Source organism: Bradyrhizobium sp. P3_C3 (assembly GCF_056402655.1).
In genome coordinates this window covers 179,481-198,430 of sequence record NZ_JBFUGY010000003.1, presented here as the reverse complement: position 1 = coordinate 198,430, position 18,950 = coordinate 179,481, and the positions used below count along the sequence as shown (strand labels likewise).

General features: G+C 63.8%; 15 protein-coding genes. 8 read left to right on the top strand and 7 right to left on the bottom strand.

All coding sequences use genetic code 11. From position 1 onward, the window contains the following. The first annotated feature begins 2 nt into the window (after positions 1-2). The 4 genes from AC1DW2_RS05600 to AC1DW2_RS05585 all read left to right on the top strand — a co-directional run bounded on the left by AC1DW2_RS05600 (position 3) and on the right by AC1DW2_RS05585 (position 2,544). Positions 3-479, top strand: a complete 477-nt coding sequence (locus tag AC1DW2_RS05600) for a glutathione peroxidase (protein ID WP_477005392.1) — start codon at positions 3-5, stop codon at positions 477-479. Next, positions 476-733 (top strand): DUF3297 family protein, encoded by a 258-nt coding sequence (locus AC1DW2_RS05595; RefSeq protein WP_015684132.1) that lies wholly within the window; start codon positions 476-478, stop codon positions 731-733. Before AC1DW2_RS05600 ends, AC1DW2_RS05595 begins: the two co-directional genes overlap by 4 nt. Positions 734-871: 138 nt before the next feature. Next, positions 872-2,041, top strand: coding sequence for a D(-)-tartrate dehydratase (gene tarD / locus AC1DW2_RS05590; RefSeq protein WP_071910182.1), 1,170 nt, complete (start codon positions 872-874; stop codon positions 2,039-2,041). Between the two features lie 215 nt (positions 2,042-2,256). Continuing rightward, positions 2,257-2,544: a GIY-YIG nuclease family protein gene (locus tag AC1DW2_RS05585; protein WP_085405204.1), complete on the top strand. Its 288-nt coding sequence runs from the start codon at positions 2,257-2,259 to the stop codon at positions 2,542-2,544. A 147-nt stretch (positions 2,545-2,691) separates the two neighbouring features. Here AC1DW2_RS05585 and AC1DW2_RS05580 read toward each other — a convergent pair whose 3' ends face one another. From AC1DW2_RS05580 to AC1DW2_RS05565, 4 genes are all read right to left on the bottom strand, one after another. Continuing rightward, entirely contained in the window at positions 2,692-3,837 is a 1,146-nt protein-coding gene (locus AC1DW2_RS05580; protein WP_085405202.1) for a DUF418 domain-containing protein, read from the bottom strand. Positions 3,838-4,026: 189 nt separating this feature from the next. Further along, positions 4,027-5,475: an MmgE/PrpD family protein gene (locus AC1DW2_RS05575; protein ID WP_135214825.1), complete on the bottom strand. Its 1,449-nt coding sequence runs from the start codon at positions 5,473-5,475 to the stop codon at positions 4,027-4,029. Between the two features lie 220 nt (positions 5,476-5,695). Next, complete coding sequence (locus AC1DW2_RS05570; protein ID WP_476075514.1) at positions 5,696-7,048, bottom strand: malonyl-CoA decarboxylase domain-containing protein; 1,353 nt, start codon at positions 7,046-7,048, stop codon at positions 5,696-5,698. Positions 7,049-7,477: 429 nt separating this feature from the next. After that, entirely contained in the window at positions 7,478-8,284 is an 807-nt protein-coding gene (locus AC1DW2_RS05565) for an AraC family transcriptional regulator (protein ID WP_477005391.1), read from the bottom strand. Between the two features lie 53 nt (positions 8,285-8,337). Here AC1DW2_RS05565 and AC1DW2_RS05560 point away from each other — a divergent pair, with 53 nt between their 5' ends. Next, positions 8,338-9,510: an MFS transporter gene (locus tag AC1DW2_RS05560; protein WP_476075516.1), complete on the top strand. Its 1,173-nt coding sequence runs from the start codon at positions 8,338-8,340 to the stop codon at positions 9,508-9,510. A 281-nt stretch (positions 9,511-9,791) separates the two neighbouring features. Here the strand turns inward: AC1DW2_RS05560 and AC1DW2_RS05555 are convergent, their stop codons facing one another. Together AC1DW2_RS05555 and AC1DW2_RS05550 are read right to left on the bottom strand one after the other, a co-directional pair. Beyond that, positions 9,792-12,950, bottom strand: a complete 3,159-nt coding sequence (locus AC1DW2_RS05555; protein WP_477005390.1) for an efflux RND transporter permease subunit — start codon at positions 12,948-12,950, stop codon at positions 9,792-9,794. 13 nt (positions 12,951-12,963) lie between these two features. Then, positions 12,964-14,157, bottom strand: coding sequence for an efflux RND transporter periplasmic adaptor subunit (locus AC1DW2_RS05550; protein ID WP_085405197.1), 1,194 nt, complete (start codon positions 14,155-14,157; stop codon positions 12,964-12,966). Positions 14,158-14,395: 238 nt separating this feature from the next. Between AC1DW2_RS05550 and AC1DW2_RS05545 the strand changes: the two genes are divergently transcribed. After that, positions 14,396-15,187 (top strand): ABC transporter substrate-binding protein, encoded by a 792-nt coding sequence (locus tag AC1DW2_RS05545; protein ID WP_354131752.1) that lies wholly within the window; start codon positions 14,396-14,398, stop codon positions 15,185-15,187. Between the two features lie 13 nt (positions 15,188-15,200). Next, on the top strand, positions 15,201-15,719 hold the full coding sequence (locus tag AC1DW2_RS05540; protein WP_354239564.1) for a GNAT family N-acetyltransferase: 519 nt from the start codon (positions 15,201-15,203) through the stop codon (positions 15,717-15,719). Between the two features lie 39 nt (positions 15,720-15,758). Here AC1DW2_RS05540 and AC1DW2_RS05535 read toward each other — a convergent pair whose 3' ends face one another. Further along, positions 15,759-16,934 carry a lactonase family protein gene (locus AC1DW2_RS05535; RefSeq protein ID WP_354239566.1) on the bottom strand — a complete coding sequence of 392 codons (1,176 nt, stop codon included), beginning with the start codon at positions 16,932-16,934 and terminating at the stop codon, positions 15,759-15,761. 268 nt (positions 16,935-17,202) lie between these two features. Between AC1DW2_RS05535 and AC1DW2_RS05530 the strand changes: the two genes are divergently transcribed. Further along, positions 17,203-18,942 carry a phospholipase C gene (locus AC1DW2_RS05530; RefSeq protein ID WP_354239568.1) on the top strand — a complete coding sequence of 580 codons (1,740 nt, stop codon included), beginning with the start codon at positions 17,203-17,205 and terminating at the stop codon, positions 18,940-18,942. Positions 18,943-18,950 lie beyond the last annotated feature (8 nt).

The following is an 18,950-nucleotide window of genomic DNA, read 5'->3' as shown; positions in this document are numbered from 1 at the left end:
TGATGTCTGTGATCTACGACTTCAAGGCCAACTCGCTTCTCGGCGAGGAGGTGCCCATGCGCCGTTTCGAGGGGCAGGTGCTGCTGATCGTCAACACCGCGAGCAAATGCGGCTTCACGCCGCAATATCGCGGGCTCGAGGATCTCTATCGCGACCTCTCGCCGCGCGGCTTCTCGGTGCTCGGCTTTCCCTGCAACCAGTTCGGCGCGCAGGAGCCGGGGCCGGCGAGCGAGATCCAAGCCTTCTGCTCCACCAACTACGACGTCACCTTTCCCCTGTTCGAGAAAATCGACGTCAACGGCGCCCATGCGCACCCTCTGTATGACTACCTGAAACGCCAGCAATCCGGCCTGCTGGGCGCCTCCATCAAATGGAATTTCACCAAGTTCCTCGCGGACCGTGCCGGCAAGGTGATCGCGCGCTACGCGCCGACCGCACGGCCGGAAGGACTGCGGAATCAAATCGAGACCCTGTTATGAGCGAGACAATCATGAGCGACGAATTTCCGGACCGCCTGTCGGTCGACCCGAACAGCCCCTATTACAACGCGGATATTCTCTCGCGCGACGTCGGCATCCGCTTCAAGGGTGTCGAGAAGACCAATGTCGAGGAGTATTGCATCAGCGAAGGCTGGGTCCGCGTCACCGCCGGCAACGCCAAGGACCGCCACGGCAATCCGCTGACGATCAAGGTGCATGGTCCGGTCGAGCCGTATTTCAGGGATAAGAAGTAAGCGCGCGTATACTCTGTCCTCGTCATTGCGAGGAGCGCAGCGACGAAGCAATCCAGGGTCTTTCCGCGGTGACAGTCTGGATTGCTTCGATCCGCTCGCAATGACGAACGTTTCTCACCGTTAGCGAAAGCCAATCCCATGTCCGTCCGCATCGTCGACGTCCGCGAGATCACGAAGCCGATCTCTTCGCCGATCCGCAACGCCTATATCGACTTCACCAAGATGACGACGAGCCTCGTCGCCGTCGTCACTGACGTCGTCCGCGACGGCAAGCGCGTCGTCGGCTACGGCTTCAATTCCAACGGTCGCTACGGGCAGGGCGGCCTGATCCGCGAGCGCTTTGCCTCGCGCATCCTGGAGGCCGATCCGAAGTCGCTGCTGAATGCGGCCGGTGACAATCTCGACCCCGACAAGGTCTGGGGCGCGATGATGACCAACGAGAAGCCGGGCGGCCATGGCGAGCGCTCGGTCGCGGTCGGCACCATCGACATGGCGGTGTGGGACGCGGTGGCGAAGATCGCAGGCAAGCCGCTGTTCCGGCTGCTCGCCGAGCGGCACGGCGTCAAAGCCAATCCGCGCGTGTTCGTCTACGCCGCCGGCGGCTACTACTATCCCGGCAAGGATCTCTCGATGCTGCGCGGCGAGATGCGCGGCTATCTCGATCGCGGTTACAACGTCGTGAAGATGAAGATCGGCGGCGCGTCGATCGAAGACGACCGCACCCGCATCGAGGCGGTGCTGAAGGAGATCGGCAAGGACGCGCAGCTCGCGGTCGATGCCAACGGCCGCTTCGATCTCGAGACCGGCATCGCCTACGCCAAGATGCTGCGGGACTATCCGCTGTTCTGGTACGAGGAGGTCGGCGATCCCCTCGACTACGCGCTGCAGGCCGCGCTCGCCGAATTCTATCCGGGCCCGATGGCCACGGGCGAAAACCTGTTCAGCCACCAGGACGCGCGCAACCTCATCCGCTACGGCGGCATGCGTCCCGACCGCGACTGGCTGCAATTCGACTGCGCGCTATCCTACGGCCTCTGCGAATACCAGCGCACGCTGGAGGTCCTGAAAACCTACGGCTGGTCGCCGAGCCGCTGCATCCCCCACGGCGGCCACCAGATGTCCCTCAACATCGCAGCCGGCCTCGGCCTCGGCGGCAACGAGAGCTATCCCGACCTGTTCCAGCCCTACGGCGGCTTCCCGGATGGCGTGCGCGTCGAGAACGGCCACATCACCATGCCCGACCTGCCGGGCATCGGCTTCGAAGGCAAGTCGGATCTCTACAAGGAAATGAAGGCGCTGGCGGAGTAGGATTGGGCTCGACGGCCGCGCCGACACTCTCCGTCATTGCGAGCGCAGCGAAGCAATCCAGAGTCTTTTCGCAGAGGCAGTCTGGATTGCTTCGTCGCTGCGCTCCTCGCAATGACGGCGGAGAGAGCTGCGTTTTGTCACGCCTATTGCAAATGCTGCTCGCGATCATCTCTTGGTTGTGATATCGTGAACGCTCTCGTTGATCGAGAATAATCATGAAGCAGCCCTGCGTGTACATGTTCGCCAATCGTCGCAATGGGACGATCTACGTCGGCGTCACCTCGAATCCGCCGCGCCGCGCGTTCGAGCATCATGAGGGCCTGGTGAAGGGCTTCTCGTCGAAATACGGCTGCAAGCTTCTCGTCTGGTACGAACTGCACGCGACAATGACCGATGCGATTGTACGTGAGAAGCAGATCAAGGGTGGCAGCAGAGCGAAGAAGCTTGCGCTGATCGAGAGCGCCAATCCGGACTGGACGGATCTCTACGAGACGCTGATCTGACTACAGGGGGAGTGGCGGTAGTAGGCGAGAGGGCGCCACTCATCCCGTCATTGCGAGCGTAGTGAAGCAATCCAGAATCTTTCCGCGGAGGCAATCCGGATTGCTTCGTCGCAAGTGCTCCTCGCAATGACGGCGGAGGGACCTTGGTCACTGCACGCCCTCCACCCGTGACAACAACATCGGCTGCAGTGCACCATACATCAGCGTGCGCCACAGCCATTCGATCGGGCCGTGTCGGTAGTGGCGCAGCCACCATGCGCTGAACAGCACCTGTCCGACGTAGACGGCGATGCCGATAGCGAGGGCCTGGGTGATGCCGAGCCGTCCGAACAGGCCAAGGCCGTAGCCGTAGAAGATCCAGCCGAAGATGAGCGATTGTGCGATGTAGTTGGTGAATGCCATCCGGCCGAGCGGCGCGGCCCAGCCGAGCAGCCTCTTGCCGCGTCCGAAACTGGCGATGAAGAGGATGGCGGCACCATAGCCCAGCGCCAGCAGGATGTTGCCGAGCGGCTCGATGCCGACGTAAAGCAAGGCCGCGCCGAGACAGATAGCCGGAAGCGCGATGACGAGCAGGCCGCGGGCATTTTGCAGAATGCCGCTCCGCCAGGCCAGCGCTCCGACGAGAAACAGCCCGATCGTGCGCAAGAAGACGAACGCGTGCAGGGACGCGATGAGAGGAATTTCGCGGAGACGAAACGCCAGCACGTCGAGGAAGCCGCCCGTCGCATAGATGCGATTTGCATCCATGACGTCCCGCCAGATCGCGGTCCTGCCGGGAAACAACCCCGCGGGCGGAAAGGCCTGCATGGCCAGATACAGCGCGAGAGACGCCAGCGCGGCGAGCGTCAGCAACCAGCGCGGGCCAAACAGGAACGGCAGCACGATGAATCCCGCCAGTGCATATTCGGTGAGGATATCGCCGTTCCAGATCAGGCACAAATGAATGACGCCGAACACCAGCAGCACAGCGAGCCGCCGCAGGAGCAGGAAAGTGCGGCGCTCGCTGTTCGCGAGCCGGTCGAATTGAATGGCAAGGCCTGCGCCGAACAGCAGCGAGAACAGCGCAAACGCCTTGAGCTCCACGGCCTGCGTCAGGATCGTTTCGACAGCGCGATCAACCGGCGAAGCAAGCGTCCTGGCACCAAGAAACTGCTCGAAGATCGAAATGCGAAATTCCATGACCACGTTGATGGCCATGACGCCGAACAGGGCAATGCCCCGCAGCACGTCGATGGCGTCGATCCGGTCCGAGGGGCTTATTGCCCGAGGAGATGCGGCACCATCGGATGTCATGGAAGAATTCCAATTGTAGCTCGACGACGCGTGGCGCGGGGCGAGATGCCTGCCACACGCTCCGTCATTGCGAGCGCAGCGAAGCAATCCAGAATCTCTCTGTGGAGGCAGTCTGGATTGTTTCTTCGCAAGAGCTCCTCGCAATGACGATGTGGCGAAAGTCTGCCATCCCTTACGAAATTTCGCTCCTCACACGCGTTGCAGCAGCGGCCGCAAGCTGCGGATGTCGGTCACAGCCTCAATCTCATACACCGACTTGATCAACCGCTCGGCCTTCTCGCCGCCGACCACTGGGGCAATCAGATCGCGTGCCTTGTCGATGACCTCGTCGCGCGTCATCGGGTTGCGCGGCGTGCCGCGCACGGCGGTGACGCGCTCGGAGAGGCGGCTTCCATCAGTGAGCTCGATCTCGACGACGGCGACGCGCACCGGCAATAGTTTGGCCAGCTCCTCGTCGCGCACCAAATTCACTTTGGCGCGCTCCTTCAAAACCGCCGCGTCCTGCATGCGCGGCTTGTCGTGGGCGGCGTGGAAGGAGGCGGTCTTGTCGAGCAGCATCACGGCGACCATGTGCTGGAGACAGATGTCGGGGATGTCGCGGTTGTCCACGACCTCGGCGACGGACGGCGCGAGGCGCACGGTCACGCGCTTGACCTGATCGGCCTCGAACGCCTGCTTGCTGCGGATGGCGTAGACCGCATCGAGCGGTCCCTGGATCGGTGAACCCACCGTCCATTTCTTGATGTCGGTGCCTGCGATCTCGTAACGCTCGCCAAGCTTCTCCACGAGTTTGCCGGTCGCAGCCTTCGGCGCATAGGCCAGGAAGTAATTGTCTGGCCCTGAGAACACGTCGTCGACGCCGTTCCAGTCCGAACGCACCAGCAGTGCTGACGTCACGCCGTTGCGGGCCGGCATGCCGGCGAACACAAACCCTTTCTCGATATGGTCGACGTCGCGCCGCCACACGATGAAGCCGGAGGATTGCTGCGCGGCATAGTCGAGCACCCAGCGCATCCGGCGCGCATCGAAGCCGGCGACACAGGCGGCAGCAGCCGAGGCGCAGAACGTGCCGGCAATGCTGTGCGTGCTCAGCACGCTCTCATAGCTGAAATCGGCCCCGCCCATTGCCATCACCACGCGCGTGCCGACGTCGTAGCCCAGCGTCACCGCACGCAGAAAATGGGCGCCGTCGATTCCGAGGTGTTCGCCGAGCGCAAGTGCCGCGGGAACAGTCGAAGAGCCGGGATGCGAGCGCGACGGGCTGTGCGAATCGTCGGTCTCGTCGGCATGCGCCATGACGCCGTTGGCAAGCGCGGCCTCGACTGGCGACGCGGTGAGCGATGTGCCGGCAATGGTCGATGTCCCCTGCGCAGCATTGGCGCGAATGTAGCGCTGCGCCGCCTGACCGGGCGGCAGCTCCGATCCTGATACCATCGACGCCAGCGTATCGAGGATGTGGTGCTTTGCTTGTTCGACGACTTCGGGTGGCAGCGCGCGGGTTTTCGCAGCGCTCATGTAGTCGCACAGCGCCGTCATTTCTGGCCCGGAGCCAGATCCCTCCGCGAAACTCCGTGCGGGCGAAAGCGAGAGGCTGGTTGCCGCCGCTGCGGTCAGGCCGAGAAAGTCGCGTCGTTTCATGGTGTCCCGTCTTTGGTGCAGGAACTGATGAAACGTCTAGCGCTTAGGACAGCCGCGTGTCTAGTAGCCGACGCTGGCGCCAGAAGCGCCCTGGGTGCCACCACATCCTCCGTCATTGCGAGCGCAGCGAAGCAATCCAGTCTCTCTCCGCGGAGACAATCTGGATTGCTTCGTCGCAAGAGCTCCTCGCAATGACGATGGGGCGCGAGCAGGGCTGCCCCTACGACAGCCGCATATCCAGCAGCCTGCGCCCCTCGCCCTTCAGCAGCTTCTTCACCGCGCTCGACGCCACGACCTCACCGTCGTTGGCGTAGGCTTCGTGGTTCTTCTCGATGTCGTCGAGGCGGTAGAGGTAGTTGACCATCACGCCGGCGGACTCGCGTGCGCCTTTCGGCGAGAGGTCGCCGAGCCAGTTGATGCGCTCGAGCCGTGCGCCGTTGCCGAGATGGAAGCGGGCGACGGAATCGATCAGCTTGCCCTTCGGCGTGCGCGCCTTCAGGAAGTAATAGGCCGCGAGCGGCTCGATCACGGTGCGGAGCAGCGTCGTCGTCTCGGGGTTCTCGAACCATTTGGGATCGTCGAGGCGCTTCAGCACCTCGCGGTCCTCGTCCGAGAGCGGCAGGTCCCTGTCCTGCTTCACCCATTGCATGAAGCCCGGCACCGGCGACAGCGTCACGAAGGTGTCGAGTTTTGGCGTCTCGCGGCGCAGCTCTTCGACCACCTGTTTGATCAGGAAGCTGCCGAAGGAGATGCCGCCAAGCCCGCGCTGGGTGTTGGAGATCGAATAGAACACCGCGGTGCGCGCACGCTCGATCGGCAGATGCTGGCGGTCGACCGCCAGCAGCGGCGCGATCGCACCGGGGATCGTCTCGGTCAGTGCGACCTCGACGAAGATCAGGGGCTCGTCGACCATGGCGGGATGGAAGAAGGCGTAGCAGCGCCGGTCGACCGGATCGATGCGGCGGCGCAGGTCGTCCCAGTCGCTGATCTCGTGCACGGCTTCGTAACGGATGATCTTTTCGAGGATGTTGGCCGGGGTCGACCAGTCAATCCGGCGCAGCACGAGAAACCCCCTGTTGAACCACGACGAGAGAAGGTGCGAGACGTCGCGATCGAGCGCGGCGAGATCGGTGTGACCGTTCATCATGCCGAGCAGATCGGCGCGCATGTTGACGAGATCGCCGGTGCCGCCCGGCGCGCGGTTGAGGCGGCGGATCAGCTCCTGCCGGCGCGGCTCGGAGGCGAAATGCAGCGAGCTTGCGTCTTCGTCACTGGGACTGGCGCGCCATTTTTCGATCGCCTTGGACAGGCGTTCGCGATCAGGGCCGAAATCGCGCACCAGGGCTTCGAAGAAGGCGCGGCGTCCTGCCGCATCCAACTCCTGGTAGATGTCAAGCACCTCACGCGCCATGGCAGTGCCCGAAGCTTCGCCACGACCGGACAGCAGCGCACCGCAGAGCTCGATCAGGCCTTCGGCATCGTGCTTGGCGTCGGCGGAATCCCCGCGGCGCAGCAGCGTGCGGCCGCGATCGGAGATGGTGGCGAGCAGGTCTGAGAAGAAGGCGTTGGCCATCTGGTCGTTTCGATTCCGGTTTGTGCGCTGCGGAAGCTTACACGGGATTTAGGCGGAAGCCGATCACAATCAAGCAGGGAATTTTGTATCTTTCGTGGTGCCATGCGCCACCAGGAAAGCTGTCATGTCATACGAAGGTCGTTGCGCTCCACAACCGCTGTCATGCCCCGGCTCGACCGGGGCATCCAGTACGCCGGGACCTATCGGTTCAATCGCTGCCGTAGGGTGGGCAAAGGCACATTTGCGCCGTGCCCACCATGTCTCTCGGCAGTTGCGTAAGACTTGGTGGGCACGCTTCGCTTTGCCCACCCTACGGCCTGTCATGCCCCGGCTTGGCCGGGGCATCCAGTACGCCGCGGCCTCTCGGCTCAATCACGGCCTTCTCTGGAATACTGGGTCGCCCGGTCAAGCCGGGCGACGACCCCGTGACTACTTCCCCGCAAACTCCGTCGGCGTCCGCCCCGTCACCTGACGGAATGCCGCCGAAAACGCCGGCACGCTGGCATAGCCGAGCTGGGTGGCGAGCTGCTTCACCGACACATTGGGGTCGGTCGACAGCCGATGGATCGCTGCCGCAACCCTTGCGCGCTGGCACCAGCTCTTGAAGCTCAATTGCGTCCCGGTCGAGAACAGCCGCGACAGCGTGCGCGCCGAGGTTCCGACTTCGCGCGCCAGCGTGTCGATGTCGTGCAGGCCGGTGGGATCGTCGAGCACGATCATCGCGGCGCGCCGGCAGCGCGGCTCATGCGGCAGCGGCACGAAGGTCGCGGAATCCTCGGCCTGGTGCAATTCCAGCATCACCAGGCGGACCAGCAACTCGGTGCGCTCCTCGGTGTTGCGTGCGTCGAACAGCGCCAGGATCGCCTGATTGAGCAGCGGCGATACCCGCACCACGAATTCCTTGGTCAGCCCCTCAAAGCGTTGCTCGCGCTTGAGCCAGGGCAGGTCGAAATACAGCGTGCGCATCTCGATGTCGGCGAGCAGGTCGATGGCATGTTCGAGCCCGGCCGGCACCCAGACGGCGCGGTCCGGCGGCACCAGCCAGCGTCCCCCGGGCGTCGTCACCTGCATCGTGCCCTTGGCGGCATAGATCAGCTGCGCCTCGCGGTGCATGTGCAGATCGATCCGCATGCCCTTGGGATAGTCGCGGGCGACGAGGTGCACGCCCGCGGGCGAGCGATGGTTGCTCCGGACCTCCCGCAGGATTGGCGTTTCCAAGACAGTCATTGGCAGCATCCCGTCATGGCTCCGACATATAACTCATTTCGGAGCAGGAGAGGATTCGGGAAATGAACAGCCCCAGCCGGGTGATCAGTTTCGTCAACGCAGGCCATTTCATCGACCATTATGCGATGCTGATTTTCGCCGCCGCCGTAATCATCATGGGGCCGGCGCTCGGCATGGCCTATTCGGAACTTCTGCCCTATGCGACGCCGGGCTTCGTCGCCTTCGGCGCCGGCTCGCTGCTCACCGGCTGGCTCGGGGACCGCTGGAGCCGCCGCCACATGATGCTGATCTTCTTCGTCGGCATCGGTGCTTCCATGATCTCGGTCGGCTTCGTGCAGACCCCGGCTCAGCTTGGCGCGGCGCTGTTCGCGATCGGCATTTTTGCCTCGATCTATCACCCCGTCGGCACCGCGATGATCGTGTCCTATGCCGACCGGCTCGGCCGCGAGATGGGGATCAACGGCGTCTGGGGCAATCTCGGCGTCGCGTCGTCCGCGCTGGTCACCGGCGTGATCGGCCAGTATCTCGGCTGGCGTTTTGCCTTCATCGTGCCCGGTGTCGTCACCATCATGATCGGCATCGCCTTTGCGATGATGGTCGTGCATGAGGATCGCAAGGGCTCGAAGCAGGCGGCAGCTCAAGCGCGCGTGGCCAAGAAAGACATGTGGCGCGTGATCCTGTCGCTGCTGATCGTCGTGATCGCGATCTCGACGACCTTCAATGCCGTGACCGTCGCGCTGCCAAAACTGTTCGCGGAACGGCTTGCCGACCTGACGAAAAGCCCGGCGCTGCTCGGCGTCATCGCGGCCTGCGTCTACGTGTTCGGCGCGATGACCCAGTACACGATCGGCCGGTTGCTCGACCGCTATTCGCTGAAGACGGTGGCATTGCCGCTGTCCTTCATGCTGGCGCCGTTTCTGTATCTCGCCGCGAGCCTGTCCAATCTGCCGCTGATCCTGGTCTCGATCGGCATCGTCATGGGCGCGTTCGGGCAGGTCACGGTGAACGATGCCATGGTCGGCAAATACACCAGCGAGGAATGGCGCTCGCGCGCCTATGCGGTGCGCTATTTCATCGGCTTCACCGCCGCGGGTGCCTCCGTCGGCCTGGTCGCCTGGCTCTACGAGCAGGGCGGCTTCGTCACCATGCTGCACGCCTTCGCCGCGCTCTGCCTGCTCGCAATCGCCGCCGCGATCATCCTGCCGCGCGAGATCAGGACGCCGCAGCCGGCGTGAGGCCGGGGCTCTCTCCGCTCGTCATTGCGAGGAGCGTAGCGACGAAGCAATCCAGACTGCCTCCGCGGAGGGACTCTGGATTGCTTCGCTGCGCTCGCAATGACGGGGGATGAGGAGGGAGGTCGCCCATACCCCCCATCATGCCATTCTGCCGGTGTTTTGCCCGACGTGTCAAAGCACCGGAACGCTCCAAAAAAGCCCAATGCCATCAACGCCGTTCTACTGTGCATGGGGTTGTTTTCGACTTTTTTGTTTGTCGGCAGCCCGCCTCCGCGGAAAAACTACGGTTTCACCTCGGCCACCGTCTTTGCCTTCGGCGCCTTCTTCGACGTGCGCCAGTTCTCGAACCGCTGCACCACCACGAAGAAGGCCGGCACGAACAGCACCGCAAGGCAGGTCGAGGCCAGCATGCCCGAGAACACGGTGATGCCGATCGACTTGCGCGCGCTGGCGCCGGCGCCGGTCGCGATCACCAGCGGCACCACGCCGAGGATGAAGGCGAACGACGTCATCAGGATCGGCCGGAAGCGGGCGCGCGCCGCCTCGATCGCAGATTCCAGCACCGGCTTGCCGTCGCGGTTATGCAGCTCGAGCCCGACCTCGACGATCAGGATCGCGTTCTTGGCCGACAGCGCGATCAGCAGGATCAGGCCGATCTGGCAATAGAGGTTGTTGTCGATCTTCAAGGCGTTGAGGACCAGCATGGGCCCGATCAGCGACAGCGGCACCGCGAGGATCACCGAGATCGGCGCGTACCAGCTCTCGTACTGGCCGGCGAGCACGAGATAGACCAGCAGCATGGCAAGGCCAAACACCCAGTAGATCTGGTTCGAGACGGCCTTCTCCTGGTAGGACATCGCGGTCCACTCATAGCCCGTGCCCGGCGGCAGAGTCTTGTCCGCGATCTCCTCCATCAGCTGCAGCGACTGGCCGGACGAGTAGCCCTGCGCCGGCAGGCCGACGATGGTCGAGGAAGGGTAGAGGTTGTAGAGGCTGATCAGCGACGGGCCGGTGGCCGGCGTGATCGTGGCGACGGTGCCGATCGGGATCATGTCGCCGTTCGAGTTGCGTACCTGCATGTTGGCGATGTCGCGCTCGGTGACGCGGAATGCCGGATCGGCCTGGGTATAGACCTGGAACACGCGTCCGAACTTGTTGAACTGATTGACGTAGGACGAGCCGAGATAGGTCGACAGCGCCGCGAACACCTGATCGGTGGTGACGTGCAGCGTCTGGGTCTTGATGCGGTCGATCTCGACGTTGAACTGCGGCACCGACGAGCGGAACGAAGACGATACGCGCTGCAGCGCGCTCTGGCTCTGGGCGTTGGAAACCATCGCGCCGGTGATGGCCTGGAGCTTTGCAAAATCGCTGTTGCCGTCGCGCAGCTCGACCTGCATCGAGAAGCCGGCCGCGTTGCCGATGCCCTGGATCGGCGGCGGCGGCAACACCAGGGTGCGTGCCTCCATGATGGTCGCGAGCTTGTCGTTCAGCCCGTAGACCAGCGAACGCAGATCTTCGCCGGGCCCTTTGCGCGCCGACCAGTCCTTCAGGATGATGTAGGCGACGCCGGCATTGGCGAGGCTGGCGCTGTTGTCGAGCGCGGAGATGCCGGCGATGGTGATGACCTGCTGGACACYAGGCGTGTCCTTGATCAGCTCGCTCGCTCTGTCGAGCACCGTCTGGGTCCGCTCCAGCGCGGCGCCGTCGGGCAGTTGCACGGCGGCGATCAGATAGCCCTGGTCCTCGATCGGCAGGAAGCCGGTCGGCACCCGCGACAGGCCGTAGCCGCCGATCCCGATCAGCACCAGTGCGAATGCGACCGAGATCGTGCTGTTCCTGCACAGCACGCCGATGAGGCGCGTGTAGCCCCGCTCGACACGGTTATAGACGGCGTTGAAGCCGCGGTAGAAGAAATTGCGCTGCTCCGGCGGCACCGTGGGCCGCAGCCAGAGCGCGCATTGCGTCGGCTTCAGCGTGGCCGCGTTGATGGCGGATAGCAGCGCGGTCGCCGCGATCACCAGCGCGAATTGCGAATAGATGCGCCCGGTGAGGCCGGCGAGGAACGAGGCCGGCAGGAACACCGAGATCAGCACCAGGGTGATGCCGACGATCGGCGCGAACAGCTGGTCCATTGCCCTGATCGCGGCGTCGTGGCCGTTCATGCCCTGCTCGATGTTGTGCGCGGCGCCTTCGACCACGACGATGGCGTCGTCGACGACAATGCCGATCGCGAGCACGATCGCGAACAGCGTCGACATGTTGATGGTGAAGCCGAGCGCCGCCATCGCCGCGAATGCGCCGATGATGGTGACGGGCACGGTGGTCGCCGGCACCAGCATTGCGCGCCAGTCCTGCAAGAACACCAGGATCACGACCAGCACCAGCAGGCCGGCCTCGATCAGCGTCATGTAGACCTCGTGCACCGAGGCTTCGACGAATTTGGTGGTGTCGAACGGCGTGTCGTACTTGATGCCTTCGGGGAATCGCTTTGCAAGCTCCGCCATCTTCTTCTCGACGGCCTGCTCGACCTGGAGCGCGTTGGCGCCCGGCGACTGGAACACGCCGATGCCGGTGGCCGGCTGATTGTTCAGCGAGAAGATCTGGCTGTAGGTCTGCGCGCCCAATTCGACCCAGCCGACGTCGCGCACACGCGTGACGTCGCCGCTGGTGCCTGTCTTGACGATGATGTTCTCGAACTGGGTGGTGTCGTCGAGCCTTCCGTTGACGTTGAGCGTGTACTGGAACGCCTGGCCCGGCGGCGTCGGCGGCGCGCCGACCTGGCCGGCCGAGACCTGCTGGCTCTGCTGCTGGATCGCCGTGACGACGTCCGACGGCATCAGTCCGCGGACCTGGAGCTTGTTCGGATCGAGCCACACCCGCATCGAATACTGGCCGGCGCCGAACACCGTGACGTTGCCGACGCCGGGCAGGCGCGAGAGCTCGTCGCGGATGTTGATGGTGGCGTAGTTGCTCAGATAAAGGCTGTCGAACGTCTTGTCCGGCGAGGTCAGCGTCACGAACAGCAGGATCGAGGTCGATTTTTTCTGGACGGTGACGCCTTGGTTCTGCACGGAGGTCGGCAACTGCGACAGCGCGCTGGAGACACGGTTCTGCACCAGCACCTGCGCGAAGTTGAGGTCGGTGCCGATCTTGAAGGTCACGGTCAGCGTATAGGTGCCGTCGGAGCCGCTGTAGGACTGCATGTAGAGCATGTCCTCGACGCCGTTGACCTGCTGCTCGATCGGCAGCGCGACGGTGTCGATCACGGTCTTGGCGCTGGCGCCGGGATAGCGCGTGGTGACCTGCACCGTCGGCGGCACCACGTCGGGATATTGCGCGACCGCGAGGTTGAACAGCGCGACGCCGCCGATCAGTATCATCAGAAGCGCGATGACGTTCGAGAGGACCGGCCGCTCGATGAAGAACTTCGAGATCATGGCTGGCGCCCCCTCACTTGGCCGACGCCTGCGGCTGGTCGATCTTCGTCGGTTGCGGATCGATCTTCTGGCCCGGGATCACGCGCAGCAGCCCCGCGATCACCACGCGGTCGTCCGGCTTCAAGCCGCTTTCGATCACGCGCAGGCCGTTGTCGACCTGACCGATCTGCACCTTGCGCTGCTCGACAATGTTGTCGCTGTTGACCACCAGGAGATAGCGGCCGCCCTGGTCGCTGCCGAGCGCGGTGTCGGGGACGAGGAGGGCGTTCTTGTCCTGGTCGAAGGGCACCCGGACCCGGACGAAATAGCCGGGCAGCAGCGCTCGCTTGCCGTTGGGCAAGACGCCGCGTACCGCGAGCGTGCCCGTTGATGTATTGAGGGTCGGCGAGACGTAGTCGAGGTGGCCTTCATGCGGATAGCCGGTCTCGGTCTGGAGGCCCACCTGGATCGGCAACTGTTTGAGGTCGGCCACGGTCAGCCCGCGACGGGCCGCTTCGGCGCGGATGCGAAGGACGTCCTGCTCACTGACCGTGAAGTTCACCCAGATCGGATCCAGCGCGACGATGGTTGCGAGCTGGGTCGGGGAGGAGACGCCGACGAGCTCGCCGATCGAGACCAGGTGCGCGCTGACGATGCCGTCGAACGGCGCGCTCACCTTGGTGTAGCCGTAATTGACCTCGGCGAGCCTCGTATTGACCTGGGCCTGCTGGAGACTGGCCTGGGCGTTGTCGCGGGTGGATGTTGAGGTGTCGAGAGTCGCCTGCGAGACAGCCTGGCGCTGCACGAGGTCGACCTGCCGCTTGAAATCGGCCTCGGCCTGCTTGAGCGTGGCCTGCGCGCCGACCTCGGCCGCCTGCGCCTGCTCGAGCTTGAGCTTGTAGGTCTCAGGCTCGATTAAGAAAAGCTGGGTGCCCTGCTTGACGAAGCTGCCGTCCTGATAGTCGATCGATTGCAGGAAGCCCTGCACGCGCGCCACCAGATCGACGCTCTTGACCGGCGCGGTGTTGCCGGTGGCTTCGACATAGCGCGTCACCGCGCGCTGCACGGGCGCCGCCACGTCCACCTTCGGCGGCGGCGGCGCCACGAACGTGTTCTTGTCCTCGCAGCCGGCGAGCGCCACCACGGCCGCTGCGGCAACGAGTGCCCGCCCGACATGTCTCCACGCTCCGTTCCGTTGTGCGAGATCAGCGGGATTCGCGCAGGTCATTCGGTGGCCCCCGATTATTGTCTGTCGGTGTGGCAGGCTACCAACAAATGCCCGGCCGTGGAACACCATAGCCATGGCGGTCACCAGCCTTGCACTGCAAATGGCGCAGTGGCCTTTGACACGTTTGTCATGGCAAACCGCTTTTCATCGTGCATGATCGACCAGAATTGTGTCAAAGGCCGAGTGACGGAAACGAAGCGGTCGAGAAGCAGAGAAGAAAAGGTGAGGAGAACATGACATGCCCACGTCCCTCCAGGCGGCCCTTGCCGGCCTCGTTTTCGCAGCGGCAGTCGCCATGCCCGCGCTAGCCGATGGCCTGAAGGACGAGATCGCGCCGACCGGCAAGCTGCGGGTCGCGATCGCGATCAGCCCGGCGGGCGGCGCGTTCTGGTCGACCAAGACCGAAGCCGGCTATGCCGGCGTGCCGGTCGACCTCGGCAAGGAGATGGCCGGCCAACTCGGCGTGCCCGTCGAATATGTCGTGCACCAGAATTCCGGGCAGATCACCGACGCGGCCGGCAAGGGGACCTGGGACGTCACTTGGCTGCCAAAAGATCCCGAGCGCGAGACCAAGATGATGTTCGGCCCGATCTACGAGGTCGCGGATGCCACCTACATCGTCAAGCCCGGCTCAGCCGTCACCAACTTCGCCAGCCTCGACCAGCCCGGCATCAAGGTCGCGGCCGTCAATGCCACCACGACCATGCGCGGCGCGATCGCGCACCTGAAGAATGCGAAAGTCACGGGCTATCAGACCTATGACGAGATCTTCGGCTTCCTGAAGAGCGGCGAGATCGACGCCTTCGCGCTGTCGCGCGACCAGCTCAACAAGATGGCGCAGAAGATCCCGGGCACGAAGGTGCTGGACGAGACCTTCAAGAAAACGATGACGGCCGTGGCCGTCCCGCTCGGTCATCCCCAGGCGCTGACGTTCGTTTCCAGGTTCATGACGGAAGCCACGACGAACGGCACCTTGCGCAAGGCCTATGACAACAACGGCCTGAAGGACACGCCGATTCGGACTGAGTAAGGGCGCCGCCTCCATGGCAAGCGAGATTCGGTTCCGCGCTTTCTTGCTGGCCGATGCGGCCGCCGTGCGCGAGCTGTTCATCCAGGTCAATCGCCTGTTGGCGCCGGTGCATTTGGCGGAGGCGTTTGAAGGATACATCACCCGCTCCCTCGCGGAGGAGATAGATCGTCTCGCCGATTATTATTCGGATCGGAGCGGCGGTTTCTGGGTCGCCGTCGATGACGATGAAATCGTCGGCATGTTTGGACTGGAGGCCTCTGGCGAACACGCGATGGAGTTACGGCGCATGTACGTTGCTCCCGGCGCGCGGCGCCGGGGTATCGCGCGAACGATGCTGGCGTTTGCTGAGGAGGAATGCCGCCGCCGCAATCGGCTGCAATTGCAGCTGAGTACGTCCGAGCTTCAGCAGGACGCGCTGGCGCTGTATCGAAACGCAGGATACGAGAATGTGCGCGAGGAGATCGCCGATGCCGCCAGCAACAAGACATTGGGCGGCGGCATTCGTCGCTACCATTTCACCAAGCGGCTCTGACGGCCATTCCAGGCTCTTCGCCTGCTGTTACGACTGGCCTCACGGCTCCGCGGTGCGAATGCCTGCGGGGCTCACCTGCAGCTTGAGTGTGGACGTCCTGGTCAGCGTCTTGCCGTCGAACGAGAACGCGATCAGCTCGTTCTCGACCATGCACTGCGCCACGACATGTTTTGAGTCCTTTGACCACACCATGCCCTGGCACCAATGGCCGATCTTGGCCTCCGCCACCGGCGTGAGGTCGGTGCCCGAGATCCTGTAAACCTTGAGCAGGCCGAAATCGTTGAAGAAGGGCGAGGCCGATGGCTTGTTCGAGCCGTTCATGACGGTGACGGCGACATGGCTGCCGTCCGGCGACATCTTCACGGCCTCAGGTGTCTGTCCAACGGTAACCGTCGTGACGACGCGGATCGGCTTGGCGGTCATGTCGATCAGACTGATCGTGTCACTGTCGCCGCTGCTGGCACCGACATTGCCGACGACGGCCACCGCGCTGCCGGTGAGGTCGATGTCGTAGGGGCGGATGCCGGCGGAGAGGTCGCGCTTGGTGTATTCGACCTTGGTCCCGTCCACGCTCAGAAGCGAGATCTTGCTGTCGCCGTCGCGGGTGACCAGCGCGGTGGCTCCGTCGCGGGAGAACACTACATGGCTGGGGCCGGACTTGGCATCGCCGAGTTGAATCTTCCCGCCTGCGGTCAGCGTATTGCCGCTGATCGCGAAGACCGAGACGGTGCCTTCGCTGCGGTTGGCAACCAGCGCCAGCGTGCCGGCACGGTTGATCGAGACGCCGGCGGCGCCTGGGCCGGCCTGCAATGTCGCGAGCACCTTTGGCGGGGTGGATTTGAGGTCGATCACCGAGAGCTTGTCGTCGGGGACCGTCTTGGTTGTATCCGCGGGATCGAGCTTCATCGCACCCGTGACCAGCGCAAGCGAGCCGTCCGGCGCAATCGCGACGCTCGGCGGCGGCCCGACTACGCTGGCGGGTGCCGGCACCTCGCCCAAAAGCTTCAGCGCGCCATCGGTGAGATCGATGACGCTGACCGTGTCCGGCAACGGCTGCTTGCGCACCACGGCATTGCCGTTCTCCAGCATCATCTTGCCGTCATTGGCGGTGACGACGATCTCGGCATGAGCGGCGAAATTTGCAAAGCCGGCAAAGGACGTTGCGACCAGGGCTGACGCGGCATGGCGCGTGCGCCTGCGAAGAGCGGCTTTCATGTTTCCCCCTGAGACTTTGTTCTTGTCCGGTCAAGCTAAATGCAACCGGGGGCATTGCGCAACAATCTGAACGCGATCATTTTTGCCTTCGCCCTTGGAATAAAACGGCAAGACGCGCTTCGGCACGGCCGAAGCGGGTGGGTGCATAAAAAATATGCCTCGACCACTGCGCAAAGTGTCTCGTGCGTCAAACTGACACGGCTCTGTCACTCGCGATGTTTAGAACATTTCTGATCGTAAACATCCACATTTCCGGGGCGTCAAAAAAATGAAATCGAGACTACTGACGACGGCTGCGATTGTCGCGGCCGCGAGCGCGCTCGCGTGCACTCTTCCCGTCCTTGCGGACGATTTCGGCCGTGACCGCGATCACGGGCATGATCAAGGTCGCGACAACGATCACGACCGTGATCATCACCGTCATCCGCATGACATCCACACCGAGACGCCGATCAAGCATCTCGTGATCATCTTCAACGAGAACCGCTCGTTCGATCATTACTTCGCGACCTATCCGAACGCGGCCAATCCGTCGGGCTCGATCCCCTTCGTGCCGAAGCCGCATACGCCGAAGGTCAACAATCTCGCCAACGCGCATTTGCTGGTGAACAATCCGAACAACGGCGCGGCCAACGGCACCGGCGCAACGGATCCGTTCCGCCTCGACCGCACCCAGGCCAACACGCGCTCGCAGAACCACTCCTACACGCCCGAGCAGCAGGCCGTGGACAACGGCAAGGAAGACCTGTTTCCGAAATTCACCGGCCGCGGCACCGCCGGCGGCGCCGGTGCGTTCGGCACCAACGGTCAGGTCATGGGCTATTTCGACGGCAACACCACCACCGCCTTCTGGAACTACGCCCAGCACTTCGCCATGAGCGACAATGCCTGGACCGACACTTTCGGTCCGTCGACGCAGGGCGCGCTCGCGGTGATTTCCGGCCAGACCAATGGCGCGCAGAACATCGTCGGCACCTCGGCGTCGATCGCCGACGGCCAGGGCGGCCTGACGCTGATCGGCGACACGGACCCGGCCTACGATTCCTGCTCGAGCACGAGCAGCACCGTGCTGATGACAGGCAAGAACATCGGCGACCTGCTCAACGACGAGCGCATCAGCTGGGGCAGCTTCATGGGCGGCTTTGACCTGACGCTCAAGAATGCCAACGGCACCACCGGCTGCGCGCGCACCACCTTCTCCAGCAACGTGAACGGCACGATCGTGGACTACAGCCCGCACCACGCCTGGTTCCAGTACTACAAGTCGACCGCCAACCCGACCCATGCGCGGCCGAGTTCGGTCGATGCGATCGGCCACACCTACGAGAAGGGCGGCAAGACCGTCGATCCGGCCAACCACGCCTACGACCTCGAGGACTTCTACGCCGCCGTGAAGGCCGGCAATTTCCCGGCCGTCTCCTACATCAAGATGTCGGCCTACCAGGACGGTCACGCCGGCAACTCCGATCCGCTCGACGAGCAGGTCGGCAACGTCGAGCTGATCAACTTCCTCCAGAGGCAGCCGGAGTGGCGCGAAACCGCGGTCATCATCACCTATGACGACTCCGACGGCTGGTACGACCACCAGTACGTTGCGCCGAAGACCGCCTCCTACGATCCGACCGCCGATCAGGTCAACGGTCCGGGCCTGTGCGGCCTCGGCCCGCAGAAGCAGCCGGCACCGAAGGGTCTGGGCGGCAAGCCGGTGAACGGCCGCTGCGGTCCGGGCACGCGCATTCCGTTCATCGTGGTCTCGCCCTACGCCAGGACCAACCACGTGAGCAGCACCTACATCTCGCAGGCGTCCGTGGTGCGGTTCATCGAGGACAATTGGCTGCGCGGCCAGCGTATCGGCGGCGGCTCGTTCGATGCCAGCTCCGGCTCGATCATGGACCTGTTCGACTTCGATCAGGATCACAGCCATGACTACCGGACCGACGCGCTGTTCCTTGATCCGACCTCCGGCACGGCGATCACCAGCCCGCCGGGCGAGCACCACCACCACTAGTCCGACGG

What these genes read in the sequence shown, in the direction of transcription:
- AC1DW2_RS05560 (WP_476075516.1), top strand. Translation starts at nt 8,338, where the DNA reads ATGAACAGCCCCAGCCGGGTGATCAGTTTCGTCAACGCAGGCCATTTC.
- AC1DW2_RS05540 (WP_354239564.1), top strand. Translation starts at nt 15,201, where the DNA reads ATGGCAAGCGAGATTCGGTTCCGCGCTTTCTTGCTGGCCGATGCGGCC.
- AC1DW2_RS05585 (WP_085405204.1), top strand. Translation starts at nt 2,257, where the DNA reads ATGAAGCAGCCCTGCGTGTACATGTTCGCCAATCGTCGCAATGGGACG.
- AC1DW2_RS05600 (WP_477005392.1), top strand. Translation starts at nt 3, where the DNA reads ATGTCTGTGATCTACGACTTCAAGGCCAACTCGCTTCTCGGCGAGGAG.
- AC1DW2_RS05565 (WP_477005391.1), bottom strand. Translation starts at nt 8,284, where the DNA reads ATGCTGCCAATGACTGTCTTGGAAACGCCAATCCTGCGGGAGGTCCGG.
- AC1DW2_RS05535 (WP_354239566.1), bottom strand. Translation starts at nt 16,934, where the DNA reads ATGAAAGCCGCTCTTCGCAGGCGCACGCGCCATGCCGCGTCAGCCCTG.
- AC1DW2_RS05595 (WP_015684132.1), top strand. Translation starts at nt 476, where the DNA reads ATGAGCGAGACAATCATGAGCGACGAATTTCCGGACCGCCTGTCGGTC.
- AC1DW2_RS05570 (WP_476075514.1), bottom strand. Translation starts at nt 7,048, where the DNA reads ATGGCCAACGCCTTCTTCTCAGACCTGCTCGCCACCATCTCCGATCGC.
- AC1DW2_RS05545 (WP_354131752.1), top strand. Translation starts at nt 14,396, where the DNA reads ATGCCCACGTCCCTCCAGGCGGCCCTTGCCGGCCTCGTTTTCGCAGCG.
- tarD (WP_071910182.1), top strand. Translation starts at nt 872, where the DNA reads ATGTCCGTCCGCATCGTCGACGTCCGCGAGATCACGAAGCCGATCTCT.
- AC1DW2_RS05575 (WP_135214825.1), bottom strand. Translation starts at nt 5,475, where the DNA reads ATGAAACGACGCGACTTTCTCGGCCTGACCGCAGCGGCGGCAACCAGC.
- AC1DW2_RS05580 (WP_085405202.1), bottom strand. Translation starts at nt 3,837, where the DNA reads ATGACATCCGATGGTGCCGCATCTCCTCGGGCAATAAGCCCCTCGGAC.
- AC1DW2_RS05550 (WP_085405197.1), bottom strand. Translation starts at nt 14,157, where the DNA reads ATGACCTGCGCGAATCCCGCTGATCTCGCACAACGGAACGGAGCGTGG.
- AC1DW2_RS05530 (WP_354239568.1), top strand. Translation starts at nt 17,203, where the DNA reads ATGAAATCGAGACTACTGACGACGGCTGCGATTGTCGCGGCCGCGAGC.